Below are 15090 nucleotides of genomic sequence, written 5' to 3' on the forward strand. Positions count from 1 at the left end.
GTGTCGTATCCGATCACGGGGCCGCGCGTGGGTGATCGACACGTGATCGCCGATGTCGGGGCATCCCACTGGCCCGGATACCCCGACATCGGCGATCTGGAGTTGATCAAGCGCGCGGCGGGGTCAGCGCATGTTGGCCACCACGAACGGCGCGTGACCGTGCAGGTAGTTGTTCCATCCGCCGGTCACCGGCGCGCCGGGGCTGAGCAGGTTGGTGGTGTCGGTGCCGACGTCGAGCTTCCAGGCGGTCCAGGAGATGCCGTTCGCCCTCATCCAGTCGATCCAGGACTGCGCCTCCGGCAGGCAGGCCCGGCCGTCGAGGCCACCGTCGGCGTTGCTGGCGCCCCACTCGGTGACGAACAGCGCCAGGCCGGCCCGGATCGCCGCGTCGCCCTTGGCGCGCAGCGACGCGCCGTGGGTGCAGGAGTAGAAGTGCAATGTGTACATGAGGTTGGCGCCGGAGAGCGGGCTGGCCGCCGCGACGTCCACGTCCTGCGACCACGTCGGCGTTCCGAGCACCACGATGTTGTCCGGGTCGGCCGCGCGGATCGCGGAGACGACCGCCTGGTGGTACGGCTTGATGACGCCGGTCCAGCTGAATTGCAGCGGCTCGTTCCACGTCTCCCAGATGACGTTGGGCAGGTGACCGTAGCGGCGTGCCAGGTCACCGAAGAACGCCACCGCCTGGGACTGGTTGTTCTGCGCCTCGTGGGCGTGCCAGTCGACGATCACGTAGACCCCGGCGCTGACGGCGTTGTTGATGATCGTCTCCACCTGCGCCCGTGCCCTGCCCGGATCGCTCAGGTACGCCCCGGCCGGCTCGACGCCCATCGCCGCGCGGATCACCTGGAGGTTCCAGTTGTCCCGCATCCAGCGCAGCGCGGACAGGTTCTCGGCGTAGGGGGCGGTCTCCCAGTTGAGCCACATGCTGCTGACGCCGCGCAGTTGCACCCGGGCGCCGGACCTGTCGCACATCGTCGTGCCGCAGACCCGGAGCTGCCCGTACCGCTCGACCGGCGTACCGGTGGTCGGTGGCGGGGTGGTCGGCGGCGGCGTGGTCGGCGGCGGCGTGGTCGGGGGCGGGGTGGTGGGTGGCGGGGTGGTGGAGGGTGGGGTCGTCGGGGGTGTGCCGCCGGAGCAGGACACACTGTTGCCGTTGACGGTGCAGTTCACCGGCGTGCCGGAGCCCTCGACGAGGAAGCCGAACGAGGTCGACGCGCCGGCACCGAGCGCGCCGTTCCACGACACGTTGCTGAACGTGTAGTGGCTGCCGGAGGTCGTCTGCTGGGCGTTCCACGACTGGCTGATGCGCGACCCGGCCGGCAGGTCGAACTCGACCCGCCAGCCGCTGATCGGCGCGGAGGTGTCGTTGGTGACCGTGACCTGGCCCTGATAGCCACTGCCCCAGCTGTTGGTCACGGAGAACGCGGCGGTCGCCGCGCTGGCCGGCGTGGCGATCGTCGCCACCGCGCCGGCGAGCAGGCCGGCGACGGCCAGCGACGTGACAAGTCTCAGTGTGCGCATGCGGAACCCGCTTCGGATCGACGGTGGTGGTCTGCGGCGGGGCGGCGCCTTCGCGCACAGTATCGATGGTTGACGATGCCATGCAAGCCGGGTCGGACGGCTCAGCGCCGCCAGCCCCAGCGACGCGAACCGGCCGCGCCCCGCGACCCACCCTTCTCCCGGGCCAGCATCTCGGCCGCGACGCGTAACTTCTGGGCCGGCTCGGCGGCGGCCGGACCCAGCGTCTCGACGAACCGGTTGCCCATCGCCAGCACCATGGCCGCCCGGTCCAGGTCCCCGATCAGGACCAGGCACTGGGCGTACACCCCGTAGGTGTTGGCCATCTCCCAGAACGACAGCGGACGCGCCATGTCCAGCAGACCCTGGCGCAGCTCACAGGCCCGCGACGCCGCCAGCGCCGCCTCCTGGGCGCCCTCGGTCGGCGACGGCCGGGTGAGGTGCCGGTGCAGCAGCGCCACCGCCTGGTTGTGGTAGGCCGTCCCCATCGCCTCCCGGGTCCGCGGCCCGGCGGACGAGGGCTCCCCGGCGCGGGTCAGGCCCACCGTCACGGCACGCTCCAACAGGTCCCGTCGGGTGGCGGGCTGACCGGCGGCGAACGAGACCTCGGCCAGATCCACGAGCGCGGTGATCAGTTCGGCCAGGGCCTCGTCCCGGGGCGTGGCGAGCACGCTCGCGAACTCGGCCGCCACGGCGTCGTACACCCGCTCGAAGACGACGATTGCCTCACCGCCGGGCGCCATCGCGTCGGCGGCCAAGCCCCGCGCGGACATCAGCATGCTGTACCGCCACAGCGCCCGGGCCAACTGCTGCTGGTCCTCCCGCGCCGCCCGGCCCGGCTCCCGCACGGCCTCCCGGTACGCCTCGACCACCCGGACCCACAGCTGGTCGGCCTCCGCCCACGTTCGCTGTCGCGTCGAGCGCTCCCGCGCCAGCTCGAACAACCGTCGCCGCTCGTCCGGTCCCATGCCGCTCACCGCCCTTCGCACCAGCCCCCAGCCCACACCGACAAAAGCAGTGAGCACTGTCGATTCTAGGTCAGCCGATGGTTTCCACCCGCGCCCACGCCGACGGTACGGGCGGCACCGCCTCTCTGGGGCGCGGTAACGATGCCGCGCCGCCGGCCAGGACGGCGAGTGGCGGGCAACGGTCGTAGCGTGGGGTCATGCGAACCACCACGCTGGGCAGTGCGGGGCCCGAGGTCGGCGTCATCGGTCTCGGGTGCATGGGCATGAGCCACGGATACGACATCACCGGTCCTCGCGACGACGACACCTCGATCTCCGTGATCCGGCAGGCGCTGGATCTGGGCGCCACGCTGATCGACACGTCCGATGTGTACGGGCCGTACACCAACGAGGAGCTGGTCGGGCGGGCGCTGGCCGGGGGCCACCGGGAGCGGGCCGTCCTGGCGACGAAGGTCGGGCTGGTCGCGACGTCCCGGACCGGCGGCACCGGCAACTCACCGAAGCTCGGCAACAACGGCCGGCCGGAGCACATCCGCGCGGCGATCGACGACAGTCTGCGCCGCCTCGGCACCGACCACGTCGACCTCTACCAACTGCACCGCGTCGACCCCGAGGTGCCCATCGAGGAGTCCTGGGGCGCGATGGCGGAGGTCGTCGCGGCGGGCAAGGCGCGACAGATCGGCCTGTCCGAGGTGACGGTGGCCCAGATCGTACGGGCGCAGGCGGTGCATCAGGTGGCGTCGGTGCAGTCCGAGCTGTCGCTGTGGACCCGGGACCCGCTCACCGAGGTGCTGCCGTACTGCGCCACGCAGGGCATCGCCTTCCTGCCGTTCTCCCCGCTTGGTCGTGGTTTCCTCACCGGACGGTTCGCGTCGTTCGACGACCTGCCGGCCGACGACTTCCGTCGTGGCCTGCCGCGCTTCCAGCAGGACGCGCTGCGCGCCAACCTCGCCATCGTCGGCCGGGTCCGGGAGATCGCCGATCGGGCCGGCGTCAGCCCCGCGCAGGTCGCCCTCGCGTGGGTCGTCGCACAGGGGGACCAGGTCATTCCGATCCCCGGTACGAAGACCCCGAAGTACCTGGTGGACAACTGCGCGGCGGGCGACGTGCGACTCGCCGCCGCGGAGCTGGCCGATCTGGATGCCCTGCCCGCCCCCGAGGGCGGCCGCTACTGAGCGACCGGCGGCCCGGCGTCGCGTCGCTCGGGCCGCCGTGCCGCGACGGGCGGCCCGAACCGCACCCCGACGCCGGGCGAGTAGAGCACGCTGGCCGGCGGTCCGGCCGGTGCCGGCAGTCCGGCGGCGGCGACCAGTTCGTCGTCCAGGCGCAGCAGCTCCGCCCGGTACAACGGCCAGCGGGGATGCCAGTTCGGCAGGTGCAGCGTGCGCCCGTACGCCCGGGTGTGCAGGCCCCAGCGGGCGGTGAGGAAGTGGTCGACCGGGGTCGGGTCGGCGATGCGCTCCCCCACCCGGACCTCCATCCGGCTCGTCGTACCCGCCGGCCCGGGCCAGCGTCGCCGGCACCGGTAGGTGAGTCGGTCACCGTCGCGGTCCAGCCGCATCGAGGACCAGAGGTACGGCAGCCCAAGCGTCGCCCGCGCGACGAGCACCGGCACCAGGCGGGAGGCGTCGAGCGACCGGAACACGACGGCCCGCCGCCCGGTGTCGTCCACCGAGTAGAGCCGGACGTTCGTCTCGGCGAAGGTGCCGAGATACGGCACGCCCGGGCCGCGGCCGAGGCCCAGCCCGACCATCCGGAAGCCGATCAGCCCGACGTAGCTGACCCCGCCGACGGTGTCCGGCCGGGTGCCGGCCGGCAGCAGGGGCGCGACAAGCTCCGGCGCGACGGCCCAGTGCAGGAAGGTGAGGTCCTCCCAGCGCTGACGCAGGAGCGCCCAGCGGAACGCCTGCCGGGGTGCGTTGTCGACCGGTCCGATGTCCACGCCCCTCATCCTGACGCAGTCGCGCGGAACGACCCCACGGCCCGCCGCCGGGCCGGGTAGCTGCGGCGGATCGGCGCGGGCCGCCGGCCCTGCGCTCCGCACCGCCTGCGGTAGCGGCCCGCCGGTCCGCCGTACGCTTGAAGAGCAGACATGTTCAGAACAGGCGGTTCGGGGAGGAACTGGGCATGACGCTGGGTGACGTCGAACTGGTGACGCTCGCGCAGGCGGGCGACGCGGGGGCACTCGGCGTGCTGCTGAACCGCCACGAGGCGGGCATGCGGGCGGTCGCGGTGAGCCTGCTCGGCTACGGACCGGACGCCGAGGACGCCGTGCAGGACGCGATGGTGACGGCGCTGCGGCGCGTCGGCGAGATCCGCGACTCGGCAGCCGTCGGGCCGTGGCTGCGCACGGTCGTCCGCAACAACGCCCGGATGACACTGCGCGCGCCGCGTCCGACGCCGGTCGCCGACCCGGAGTGGTTCGCCCGCCCTGCCACCGAACCCACCCCGGAGGAGTCCCTGGACTCCGGCGCGCTGCGCGACTGGGTGTGGCACGCCATCGGGGAGTTGTCCGAGCCCGACCGCCTGGTCACCATGCTGCGCTACTTCAGCGACGCCTCCTCGTACGACCAGATCGCGGCCGTGTGCGGCGTGCCGGTCGGCACCGTCCGCAGCCGCCTCAGCCACGCCCGGCGGACCCTCGCCGGCGGCCTGCGCGCGGCGGCGACCTCGACCCACGCCGACGTCCGCGCGGCCGGCGACGCGCGGTGGCGCGAGGGCGTCGACATGATCGCCACGGCGATGCGGGGCGACTTCGACCAGGTGATCCACGACACCTGGTGGCCGGACGCTCAGATGGTCGTTCCCGGTGGGCCACGCGGTGGCCGCGAGCTGGCGCTGCGTGGCATGACCAGCGACCTGGACGCCGGGGTACGACAACGGCTGCGCACCGTCGTGGCCAGCGGCGACGTGCTCATCTGGGAGACCGACCTGCTGAGCCCACCGGACAACCCGGACCACTGCCCACCGGCGGCGCTGTGGTTGCAGGTGCTGCGCGAGGGGCGGGTACGTCAGCTCACGCTGTTCCACCCCGTTCCGGCGCGGCTCTGAGAAAACTCTTCCCGCCGAGCGAACTTTCCCGACGACCCGCGCATCTGGTCGGTGTCCAGCCAGTTGCCGTCGCGGCACACGCCGCACGGGTCAGGAGATCGGGAGACAGTTCATGGGTTCCACCCACCACGACACCGGCGCGCTCGCGCCCGGCGCCCACTCGTTCACCGTCGACGGGGTGCGACAGGTCTACCACGTCGCCGGCACCGGCCCGGTCTGTGTGGCGCACTCGGGCGGCCCCGGCATCGAGTGGTCCTACCTGCGGACGCCGAGCCTCGAAGAGCACTACACGATGGTGTACGTCGAGCCGGTCGGCACCGGCGCGTCGGGACGACTCGACAGTGCCGACGACTACCGAATGGACACCTATGTCCGTTTCCTGGACGCGGTCGTCGCGCATCTCGGGGCGCCCCGGGTATACCTGCTCGGGCACTCGTACGGCGGTTTCGTCATCCAGCGCTACGCCCTGGAGCACCCGGACCGGGTGGCCGGGCTCATCCTGTACGACACCTCACCGCTCACCGGCGCCGACTTCTGGGCCGAGGCGATGACCAACCTCGCCGCCTACCCGCAGCGGCACCCGGACCGGCCGGAGGCGGCGGAGATCCCGGCCGCTCTCCAACGGGCCCTCACCGCCACCGACGACGAGACGCTGAGCGCCGCCCTGGGTGCCGCGCTGCCGGTCTACTTCGCGGACTTCTGGGCACGGCAGGCCGAGTTCGCCCCGTTGCAGGCGGGTCTGCGGGCCTGGGCGGCGCCGGCCGGCGCGCAGGACCCGGCTCCCTTCGACGTACGCGACCGGCTCGGGGAGATCACCGCCCCGGCCGTGGTGATCGTCGGGGCGTACGACTTCATCTGCGGCCCGCGTTACGCCGAGGAACTGCACGCCGGCCTGAAGGACTCGCGGCTGGCCGTCCTAGACCAAAGCGGTCATTTCGGTCACATCGAGCAGCCGGAGGAGTTCACCGAGGCCGTGGTTAGGTTGCTGAAGCGGTGATTCCCGCCGCCCCCGAGGCCTGTTCGTCACAGCGGGCAGGCCTCGGGAGCCGGCCGCGTTGCACGGTCATAGGCTTGGCACTTCGCTGCGCCGTGACGAAGGAGAGATCGCCGTGAGCCAGACGGATTCCGTCGACGAGTGGAACGTGGCCGAGGACGACGGGGTGCTGGACGCCTCCGACACCCTGGACGACGATCGGGTCGGCGACCCCCTCGACACCGGCATCGTCGCCGCGGACCACTGGACGGCGGCGAACCGGTTCGGCACCACCCCCGCCGAGGAGCGGGCGGGCGAGTCGTTGGATCAGTACCTCGCCCAGGAGGAGCCGGACGTCGACCCGTACGCCGAGGGTGGCGACGACGAGGACGAGCTGACCCGCCGGGGGTACGAGACCGAGGCGCGCGCGGGCCGGCTCGTCGAGTACGACGAGGGCGTCCGCGAGGACGACGAGGCCGAGTCGGTGGCGTGGGACGCCGGGATCGACGCGGGTGGCGCGAGCGCCGAGGAGGCCGCGGTGCACGTGGTCGACGACCCGAACGGGCCGGGCGACGGTCCGCTGCGCTGACCCCGTACACACCGCCGCGCTCGACACCGCAACGGGCGTCGAGCGCGGCGGGCGCGTCGGTCAGTGGATGACGACCGGCGTCTTCGGCTGCTCGGTCTGCTCGTCACCGAGCGGCTGCGCGGGCGTACGCCGACGCGGCAGCAGGGCGGCCGGGATGAAGGTGGCCAGCACCAGCGCGAACCCCACCCAGAACGTGTGGGCGAACGACTTCGCGGCGAAGTCGAGACCGCGCTCGATGATCGAGGGGTCCACCGGCATCTGCGCGAGCAGCTCCGGTCGTTGCTGGGAGGCGATGGCCAGCCCGGCCTCGGTGATCGGCTTGCCGCTCTCGTCGACCAGGCCGGGGATCGGCCGGGAGCCGTTCAGCTCGTTGGTGAGGATCACCGACATCACGGCGGCGCCGACCGAGCCGCCGATCTGCTGCAGGATGTTGACGAGCGTCGAGCCGCGCGCGACCTCCTGCGCCTGCAACGTCCGCAGCGCCGACGTCATGATGGGCATCATCGTGCCGCCCATGCCAAGGCCCATCACGAACAGCGACCCACCGAGCAGCCAGTACGACGTCTGCGGGTCGACCTGGGTGAAACCGAAGAACCCGACGACGATCAGGGCGAGCGCGAACGGGACGGTACGGCCGATGGGCACCCGGTCGGCGAGCGTTCCGGCGATCGGCATGGTGATCATCGCGCCGATGCCCTGCGGGGCCATCAGCAGGCCGGCGGCAAGCGTGGACTCACCGCGCACCTGCAGGAAGTAGCTCGGGAACAGCAGGCCGGCGCCCATGAACGCGATGATGAACACGAACAGCGTGGCCGCCGCGATGGTGAGGTTGCGGTTGCGGAACAGCCGCAGGTCGAGCAGCGGGTGCCGGGGCTTGAAGGAGTAGAGCACGAACGCCACCACCAGCGCGCCGCCGACCAGCATCGGGGCCCACACCTTGGTCGCGCTGAACGTGCCCGCCTCCGGCAGCGACGAGACGCCGTACAGGAAGAGCGCGAGACCCGGGGAGAGCATCAGCATGCCGAGGAAGTCGAAGGACTCCGACGGTTCGGGAGCGTCCTTCGGGAGCGCCATCTGCGCGTAGATCAGGGCGACGACACCGATCGGCAGGTTGATCAGGAAGATCCAGTGCCAGCTCGCGGTGTCGATCAGCCAGCCACCGAGGATCGGGCCACCGATCGGGCCGAGGAGCATCGGGATGCCGAGGACGGCCATCAGCCGGCCGATCCGGTGCGGCCCGGCCGCCCGCGTCATGATCGTCATGCCGAGCGGCATGAGCATGCCGCCGCCGAGGCCCTGCAGGACGCGGAAGCCGATCAACTGGCCGATCGAGTCGGCGGTCGCGCAGAGCCCCGACCCGATCGTGAACAGGGCGAGCGCCACCATGTAGAGACGCTTCGTGCCGAACCGGTCGGCCGCCCACCCGCTGAGCGGGATCACCGTGGCCAGGGCCAGCGTGTAGCCCGTCATCGTCCAGGCCACCCGGGCGTAGGAGGCGTCGAACTCGGTCTGGAACGTGGGCAGCGCGACGCTGACCACCGTCACGTCGAGGATCGACATGATCGCGCCAAGGACGACGACACCCGCCACCTTGAGCACCGCGGCGTCGAGCTTGTCCGATGTCGCGACGGATTGCTGTGTCACTAACTCTCCTGAGGTCGGTTGATCCGGACCGATGGTGGGCGGTGGCGGCGATCGCCGCGCCGACCAGGCGCGGGACGCGACGTGCCGGGGTGACGACGCGCGGAGGCAGACTAACCGGGGACTGTGACGCTCTGCCTCCGGATTTCGTGACGGCCGTGTGGCGTAAACCGATCAGCTGTCCGATTGCAACCGGTCGGCGGAGTGGCCCGCGCCGCCGACCAGCCAGCGTCCGGCGCGGAACATCCTGCGCCGGCCCGTCTGTTGCACCCAGCGTGCCGGTGCACCCGCCGGCGCCCACCCCGATCGGAGTCACCGTGAACCGCGCCCACCTCGCCAGCTTCCTGCGCACCCGACGCGAGGCGCTGCGCCCCGAGGACGTGGGGTTGCCGCGCGGCCCGCGCCGACGTACCGGTGGGCTGCGGCGCGAGGAGGTCGCCGCGCTGAGCGGAATGTCCACCGACTACTACACGCGGTTGGAGCAGCAGCGCGGGCCGCACCCCTCCGAGCAGATGCTCGCCGCCCTGGCCCGCGGCCTGCGCCTGTCCCTGGCCGAACGGGACCACCTGTTCCAGCTCGCCGGGCACGCCGTGCCCCACCGCGCGGTACGCGCCGACCACGTCAACCCCGGAATGATGCGCATCCTCGACCGGCTGCACGACACCCCGGCCCAGGTGGTGAACCACCTCGGCGAGACCCTGGCGCAGACCGCGCCGGCCGTCGCCCTGCTCGGCGACGAGACCCGGCACACCGGGCTGGCGCGCAGCGCGCACCACCGCTGGTTCACCGACCCCGCGGCCCGGGATCGGCATCCGGCGCCGGATCACCCGCTGCTGAGCCGACTGTTCGTGGCGCACCTGCACGATGCGTACACCCGTGATGGTGGCGGCTCGCGCACTGCGGCGATCGTCGACGACCTGTTGGCCGCGAGCGGGGAGTTCGCCCAGTTGTGGCGCGAGCACCCGGTGCCGGGCGGCCAGTGCCCACCGAAGCACCTCCTGCACCCGGAGGTCGGGCCTTTGGAGCTGCACTGCCAGACGCTGGTCGATCCGGACCGGTCCCAGACCCTGCTGGTCTTCACGGCCGTGCCGGGCTCCGAGAGCGACGAGAGGTTGCGCCTACTGTCCGTAATCGGAGGCCAGCTCGTCTGAGCGTCGAGGCCGGTGCGGCGGCAATTGTGGCGAAGACATTGATATCGATGCCTGCGGCTGTAATGATTAACACACTTTACAGTTGTTTCCGCCGCCCCGGAAGGACCCCGCCATGGCGCGACGAACGGTCGGGCACCCGCCCCGCCGCACCAGGTTGGCCGCCGCGCTCGCCGCGGCCCTGCTCGCCGTACCGACCGGCCTTGTCGTCGGCGTCTCCCCCGCGTCCGCCGCCGCCACAGGCGCCATCACCGGGTACGGCGGCAAGTGCGTAGACGTGGCCGCCGCGAACTCGGCCAACTCCACCCCGGTGCAGCTCTACGCCTGCAACGGCTCCACCGCGCAGCAGTGGACCGTGGCCGACGACGGCACGATCAGGGCCCTGGGCAAGTGCCTCGACATCGCGGCCGCCAGCACCGCCAACGGCGCCCGGGTGCAGATCTACGACTGCAACGGCACCGGGGCGCAACAGTGGTCGTCCAGCGCGGGGCAGGTGGTCAACCCGGCCTCGGGCAAGTGCCTCGACGCGACCGGCACCAGTTCCGCAGACGGCACGCCGCTACAGATCTGGAGTTGCACCGGCACCGCCAACCAGCTCTGGACGCTGCCCACCGGCGGCACCACCCCACCGCCCTCGAGCGGCTTCACCCACCCCGGAGTGCTGGTCAGCAGGGGTCAGCTCGACTTCGTACGCGGACGGGTCCAGGCGGGCGCGCAGCCGTGGGCGGCGGCCTACAACCAGATGTTGTCCAGCCGGTACGCCTCACTGTCCCGCACCCCGGCACCGCGCGCGGTCGTCGAGTGCGGCTCCTACTCCAACCCCAACAACGGCTGCACCGAAGAGCGCGAGGACGCGATCGCCGCGTACACCGACGCGCTCGCCTGGTACCTCACCGGCGACGCCCGGTACGCGCAGAAGGCGATCCAGATCATGGACGCCTGGTCGGCGACGATCACCTCCCACACCGGCAGCAACGCGCCCCTGCAGACCGGCTGGGCGGCCTCGACCTGGCCCCGGGCCGCCGAGATCATCAAGTACACGTACAGCAGCTGGCCCAACGCCAACCGGTTCGCCACCATGCTGCGCACCGTCTACCTGCCGGTGGTCCGCAACGGCTCGAACAGCAACGGCAACTGGGAACTGACCATGATGGAGGCCGCCATCGGGATCGCCGTCCACCTGGACGACCGGACGGCCTACGACGCGGCGGTGACCCGCTTCCTCAACCGCGCCCGCGCCTTCATCTACCTGCCCAGTGACGGCGCGCTGCCGTACACCGTGCCCGGCAGCGGCCTGGACACCAGCGGCGAGATCATCGGCTACTGGCAGGGCCAGTCCACCTTCGTCGCCGGCCTCGCGCAGGAGACCTGCCGGGACTTCGTCCACACCGGGTACGGCATCTCCGCCATCTCACACGTCGCGGAGACCTCCCGGATCCAGGAGCGCGACCTGTACCCGCAGGTCGGGGAGCGGCTGCGGCAGGCCCTCGGCTTCCACTCGCGCTACCAACTCGGCGAGGCGGCGCCCTCCTGGCTCTGCGGCGGCACCCTCACCCGGGGCCTCGGCCCGATCACCGAGGTCGGTTTCAACGCGATGAGCAACCGGCTGGGCAACGTCATGACCAACACGCAGACCCTCACGCTGCAACAGCGCCCCGCCGGCAGCAACAACCTCTTTGTCGCCTGGGAGACGCTGACCCACGCCAGCAACCCCAACTGACCGCGCGGCGGGCCGGCGCCTGCTTCATCAGACGCCGGCCCGCCCCCGTACCTATCCCTCGACGCCCAGTGCCACCACCGGGCTGACCCGTGCGGCCCGCCGCGCCGGCAGCACCCCGGCCAGCGCGGTCAGCGCGACGAGCGCCACGAAGAGCCCGACCAGGGGCAGCACCGGCAGCGTCAGCGGCGCGTTGAGCCCCAGCGCCCGCACCGCCAACCAGGCGTACGGGACGCCGAGCAGCAGACCGAAGGTCGCCCCGATCACCCCGTAGAGGCCGGACTCGACGGTCAGCATGGTGCGCAGCCCGGCCCGGGACAGGCCGACGGCGCGCAGCAGCCCGGATTCGCGTACCCGCTCCACGACCGACAGGGCGGTCGTCGACCCCACCCCGACCACGGCGATCAGCACGGTGAGACTGACCAGGCCGGCGGTGATCCAGACCAGCGCGGTCAGCACCGCGTCGTTGCGGTCCCGATCGTCGGCGAGCACGCTGATGTACAGCCCGGGGGCGTTCCCGACCGCCTGCCGCAGCGCACGCGCCCCGGCGGTGCGGCCGTCCTCACCCGCGCGGGCGGCGTCGGCCAGCAGGCCGCTGTACGCCGTCGGCCCACCGATCCGGTCCAGGTCGGCACGGTCGGCGAGGATGCCCGCGTACAGGGGGCCACGGTCGGGCAGGACGGCCGCGACCCGCACGTCGACCGTCGAGGCGGCACGGCCGAGGGTGACCGTGTCGCCGGCCCGCAGCCCGGTGACGCTGGCGACCGCTTGACCGAGCACGATCCGGCCGGGTCCCCGGTCGGTGAGGCTGCCCTGCGCCACGGGCAGGTCGGCGAGGGTCGGCAACGCCGACAGGTCCAGGTCGGTCGTCGAGTACCCGGCCTCGGTGCCCCCGAGGCGCGCACCGCCCCGCGACAGCGTGACGTCGTGGAGCATCCGGTACGGCACGACCCGGGTCAGCGCGGCGCTGGCCGCCCGCGCCCGCCCCAGGACGGCGACCGGCAGGGCCGTACCCTCAGCGGAGGCCACCTCGAAGTCGGCCGGCGCGGAGAGGGCCATGTCGCGATCGGCGACGACCCGCATGGACGCTCCGCCGATGACCACGCCGGAGATCAGCGTCACGCCGAGCGCCACCACCACGGAGACGGCCGCGGCGCGGCGCGGTGTTCCACCGATCCCGCCGACCGCCAGGCGTCCGAGGGCGCCGAGCTGGCGCAGCGGCCAGCCCACGACCGCCAGCACCGGACGCACCAGCAGCGGCCCGAGGGCCACCAGGGCGAAGAACGCCAACGCGCCCGAGGCGACCAGCAGGAGCAGGCCGAGCGTCGGGTCGTACGACTCCGCGCCCGGGGTCGGCATGCGGCGCACCGCCGCGACGCCGGCCAGCAACGCGCCGAGGGCCAGCAGCGCCCCGGACACCAGGCGGGCCGCTCCGATGCCACGCCGGCCGGCGGTGACGCTTGCCGCGCGCAACGCCTCCAGCGGCGAGACCCGAGCGGCGGAGAACGCCGGGGCGAGGACCGCCAGCACGGTGATCACGACCGCCCCGGCCACCACCGCGACCGCCTCCCTCAGCGGCAGCCCCGGCGACGACACCACCGTGCCGAAGGCGCGCAGGACCGGCGGAAGCGCCTGCCCGACGGCGAGCGCGGCGGCCACTCCGACGACACCGGCGACCAACCCGGTCAGGGCACCCTCGGCGGTGAGCGCGCCCACCAACGCTGCCCGGCCCGCGCCGACCGCCCGCAGCAGCGCGAGGTGCTGCATCCGCTGGGCGAAGACGATGCGGAACGTGGAGGTGACCACCAGGGCCGCGGCGGCCACCGCGATCCCGACGAACATCCCGACCAGCGCGAACAGCCTGCCGACCTGCTCGGCCGCCGCGTCGGCCTCGGCGGCGCGTACCTCGGCGCCCGAGCGGACCGGCTGCTCGGCGGGGACCGCCGCGGCCAGGCGCTGGCGGACCGCCTGCGTCGCGCCCGGGGCCGCCCGCAGGTCGATCCGCTCCACGAAGCTCAGGTGACCCCACGCGGCCACGACGTCGTCCGGCGCGTACGCGTTGGCCCCGTCGTCGACGGGGGTGTCGACCACTCCCGTGACGGTGAGCGGCGACTCGGCCGTGCGGTCGCCGCCCGTCCCGGTGGTCACCGTGCCGACCGTCAGCCCCAGCCGCTCGACGGTACGTGGGCTCACCGCGATCTCGCCGGGCTGGTCGGGATAGCTGCCCTGAACCAGGCGGACCGTGGCCAGTGGGCCCCGACCCGGATCCGCCTGGAGGTTGACGTATCCCCCGCCGACCGAGACACCGATGGTCACCCGACCCACCGCCTCGACGACGCCGGGCACGGCGCGGACGTCCCGCAACTCCGTCAGGGCGGGAGGCCGCTCGGGGTCACCGACCGTCAGGTCGGTGGCCGCCGGTGTGCCGCTGAGGGTGTCCCGGGCGGTCCGTTCGGTGATGTCCCGCGCCAGCACGGTGCCGAAGACCACGAACGACGCGACGAGGATCGCCAGGCCCGTGAGGATGAGCCGGCCCGGCCGTCGGGCCGCGGCGATCACCTGGGTACGCAGCACGGTCGCCCTCATGCGGCCACCGCCAGGGCGCGCAGCGCGTCGGTGATCGAGCCCTGGTCCGGCTCGTGGATCTCGCCGGCGATCCGACCGTCGGCGAGCAGCACCACCCGGTCGGCGTACGCGGCGGCGATCGGGTCGTGGGTGACCATGACGACCGTCTGGCCCAGGTCGCGTACCGAGTCGCGCAGGATGGCGAGCACCTCCGCGCCGGAGCGGGAGTCGAGGTTGCCCGTCGGCTCGTCGGCGAAGACGACCTCGGGCCGCGACACCAGGGCCCGGGCCAGCGCTACCCGCTGCTGCTGGCCGCCTGAGAGCTCGCTGGGTCGGTGCCCGAGCCGCTGCCCGAGGCCCAGCACGTCGACGAGGTGCGCGAACAGGTCACGGTCGGGTTCTCGGCCGGCGAGGTCCAGCGGCAGGGTGATGTTCTGCGCGGCGGTGAGCTGCGGGAGCAGATTGAACGACTGGAACACGAAGCCGATCCGGTCGCGGCGGGCCCGGGTCAGCGTGCGGTCGGACCGTCCGGTCAGCTCCGTGCCGCCGAGCAGGACCCGCCCGGACGTGGGGGTGTCCAGCCCCGCCAGGCAGTGCATCAGCGTCGACTTGCCGGACCCGGACGAGCCCATGATCGCGGTGAACCCGGCCCGGCCGAAGGCGACCGAGACGTTGTCCAGGGCGCGGACGGCGGTGTCGCCGCTGCCGTACACCTTGACGAGGTCGACGGCCGCGACGGCCGCCGGCCCGGTCTGCGGTGGGGCGTGGGTTGTCATGGGTTCCTCCAGTGGTTGCGATGTGACCGCCGGAAGCCTCGCCCGCGCCGGGCGGCGGCCGCATCGGTCCGCGGTCGGGGAACGCGGCCGAGGGGTCTGTCTTTCGGCCGATCTGGGCCGGCCCTCCGTGTGGCTACGCTG

The 15090-nt window shown here is 72.7% G+C and carries 12 protein-coding genes; 6 read left to right on the forward strand and 6 right to left on the reverse strand.

The window, feature by feature from the left end; all coding sequences use genetic code 11:
- Nucleotides 1–123 precede the first annotated feature (123 nt).
- Together ACIA3K_RS02700 and ACIA3K_RS02705 are read right to left on the reverse strand one after the other, a co-directional pair.
- Entirely contained in the window at nucleotides 124–1524 is a 1401-nt protein-coding gene (locus ACIA3K_RS02700) for a cellulase family glycosylhydrolase (RefSeq protein ID WP_396798706.1), read from the reverse strand.
- Between the two features lie 101 nt (nucleotides 1525–1625).
- A complete protein-coding gene (locus ACIA3K_RS02705; RefSeq protein WP_396798707.1) occupies nucleotides 1626–2489 on the reverse strand; it encodes a hypothetical protein in 864 nt (287 codons plus the stop codon).
- Nucleotides 2490–2686: 197 nt separating this feature from the next.
- On the opposite strand from ACIA3K_RS02705, the gene ACIA3K_RS02710 reads away from it, so the two are divergent.
- A complete protein-coding gene (locus ACIA3K_RS02710) occupies nucleotides 2687–3664 on the forward strand; it encodes an aldo/keto reductase (protein WP_396798709.1) in 978 nt (325 codons plus the stop codon).
- Here ACIA3K_RS02710 and ACIA3K_RS02715 read toward each other — a convergent pair.
- Nucleotides 3658–4431, reverse strand: coding sequence for a YqjF family protein (locus ACIA3K_RS02715; RefSeq protein ID WP_396798710.1), 774 nt, complete (start codon nucleotides 4429–4431; stop codon nucleotides 3658–3660). The two genes, ACIA3K_RS02710 and ACIA3K_RS02715, sit on opposite strands and share 7 nt — an antisense overlap.
- A 185-nt stretch (nucleotides 4432–4616) precedes the next feature.
- On the opposite strand from ACIA3K_RS02715, the gene ACIA3K_RS02720 reads away from it, so the two are divergent.
- The 3 genes from ACIA3K_RS02720 (at nucleotide 4617) to ACIA3K_RS02730 (ending at nucleotide 7102) form a co-directional block, all read left to right on the forward strand.
- A complete protein-coding gene (locus ACIA3K_RS02720) occupies nucleotides 4617–5540 on the forward strand; it encodes an RNA polymerase sigma factor (RefSeq protein WP_396798712.1) in 924 nt (307 codons plus the stop codon).
- Nucleotides 5541–5652: 112 nt separating this feature from the next.
- Nucleotides 5653–6537, forward strand: coding sequence for an alpha/beta fold hydrolase (locus tag ACIA3K_RS02725; protein ID WP_396798713.1), 885 nt, complete (start codon nucleotides 5653–5655; stop codon nucleotides 6535–6537).
- Between the two features lie 112 nt (nucleotides 6538–6649).
- Nucleotides 6650–7102 (forward strand): DUF5709 domain-containing protein, encoded by a 453-nt coding sequence (locus tag ACIA3K_RS02730; RefSeq protein ID WP_396798714.1) that lies wholly within the window; start codon nucleotides 6650–6652, stop codon nucleotides 7100–7102.
- Between the two features lie 60 nt (nucleotides 7103–7162).
- On the opposite strand, the gene ACIA3K_RS02735 is transcribed toward ACIA3K_RS02730, so the two are convergent.
- The gene (locus tag ACIA3K_RS02735) at nucleotides 7163–8746 is read right to left on the reverse strand and encodes a DHA2 family efflux MFS transporter permease subunit (RefSeq protein ID WP_396798716.1); all 1584 of its coding nucleotides are present in this window, start codon (nucleotides 8744–8746) and stop codon (nucleotides 7163–7165) included.
- Nucleotides 8747–9060: 314 nt separating this feature from the next.
- Here ACIA3K_RS02735 and ACIA3K_RS02740 point away from each other — a divergent pair, with 314 nt between their 5' ends.
- The gene (locus ACIA3K_RS02740; protein ID WP_396798717.1) at nucleotides 9061–9894 is read left to right on the forward strand and encodes a helix-turn-helix transcriptional regulator; all 834 of its coding nucleotides are present in this window, start codon (nucleotides 9061–9063) and stop codon (nucleotides 9892–9894) included.
- Between the two features lie 112 nt (nucleotides 9895–10006).
- The gene (locus tag ACIA3K_RS02745) at nucleotides 10007–11611 is read left to right on the forward strand and encodes a ricin-type beta-trefoil lectin domain protein (RefSeq protein ID WP_396798718.1); all 1605 of its coding nucleotides are present in this window, start codon (nucleotides 10007–10009) and stop codon (nucleotides 11609–11611) included.
- 51 nt (nucleotides 11612–11662) lie between these two features.
- Here ACIA3K_RS02745 and ACIA3K_RS02750 read toward each other — a convergent pair whose 3' ends face one another.
- A complete protein-coding gene (locus ACIA3K_RS02750; RefSeq protein WP_396798719.1) occupies nucleotides 11663–14194 on the reverse strand; it encodes an FtsX-like permease family protein in 2532 nt (843 codons plus the stop codon).
- Nucleotides 14191–14949 (reverse strand): ABC transporter ATP-binding protein, encoded by a 759-nt coding sequence (locus ACIA3K_RS02755; protein WP_396798721.1) that lies wholly within the window; start codon nucleotides 14947–14949, stop codon nucleotides 14191–14193. Before ACIA3K_RS02755 ends, ACIA3K_RS02750 begins: the two co-directional genes overlap by 4 nt.
- Nucleotides 14950–15090 lie beyond the last annotated feature (141 nt).

Origin of the sequence: Micromonospora sp. NPDC051543 (assembly GCF_044454415.1) — a bacterium.
Classification (GTDB): Bacteria; Actinomycetota; Actinomycetes; order Mycobacteriales; family Micromonosporaceae; genus Micromonospora.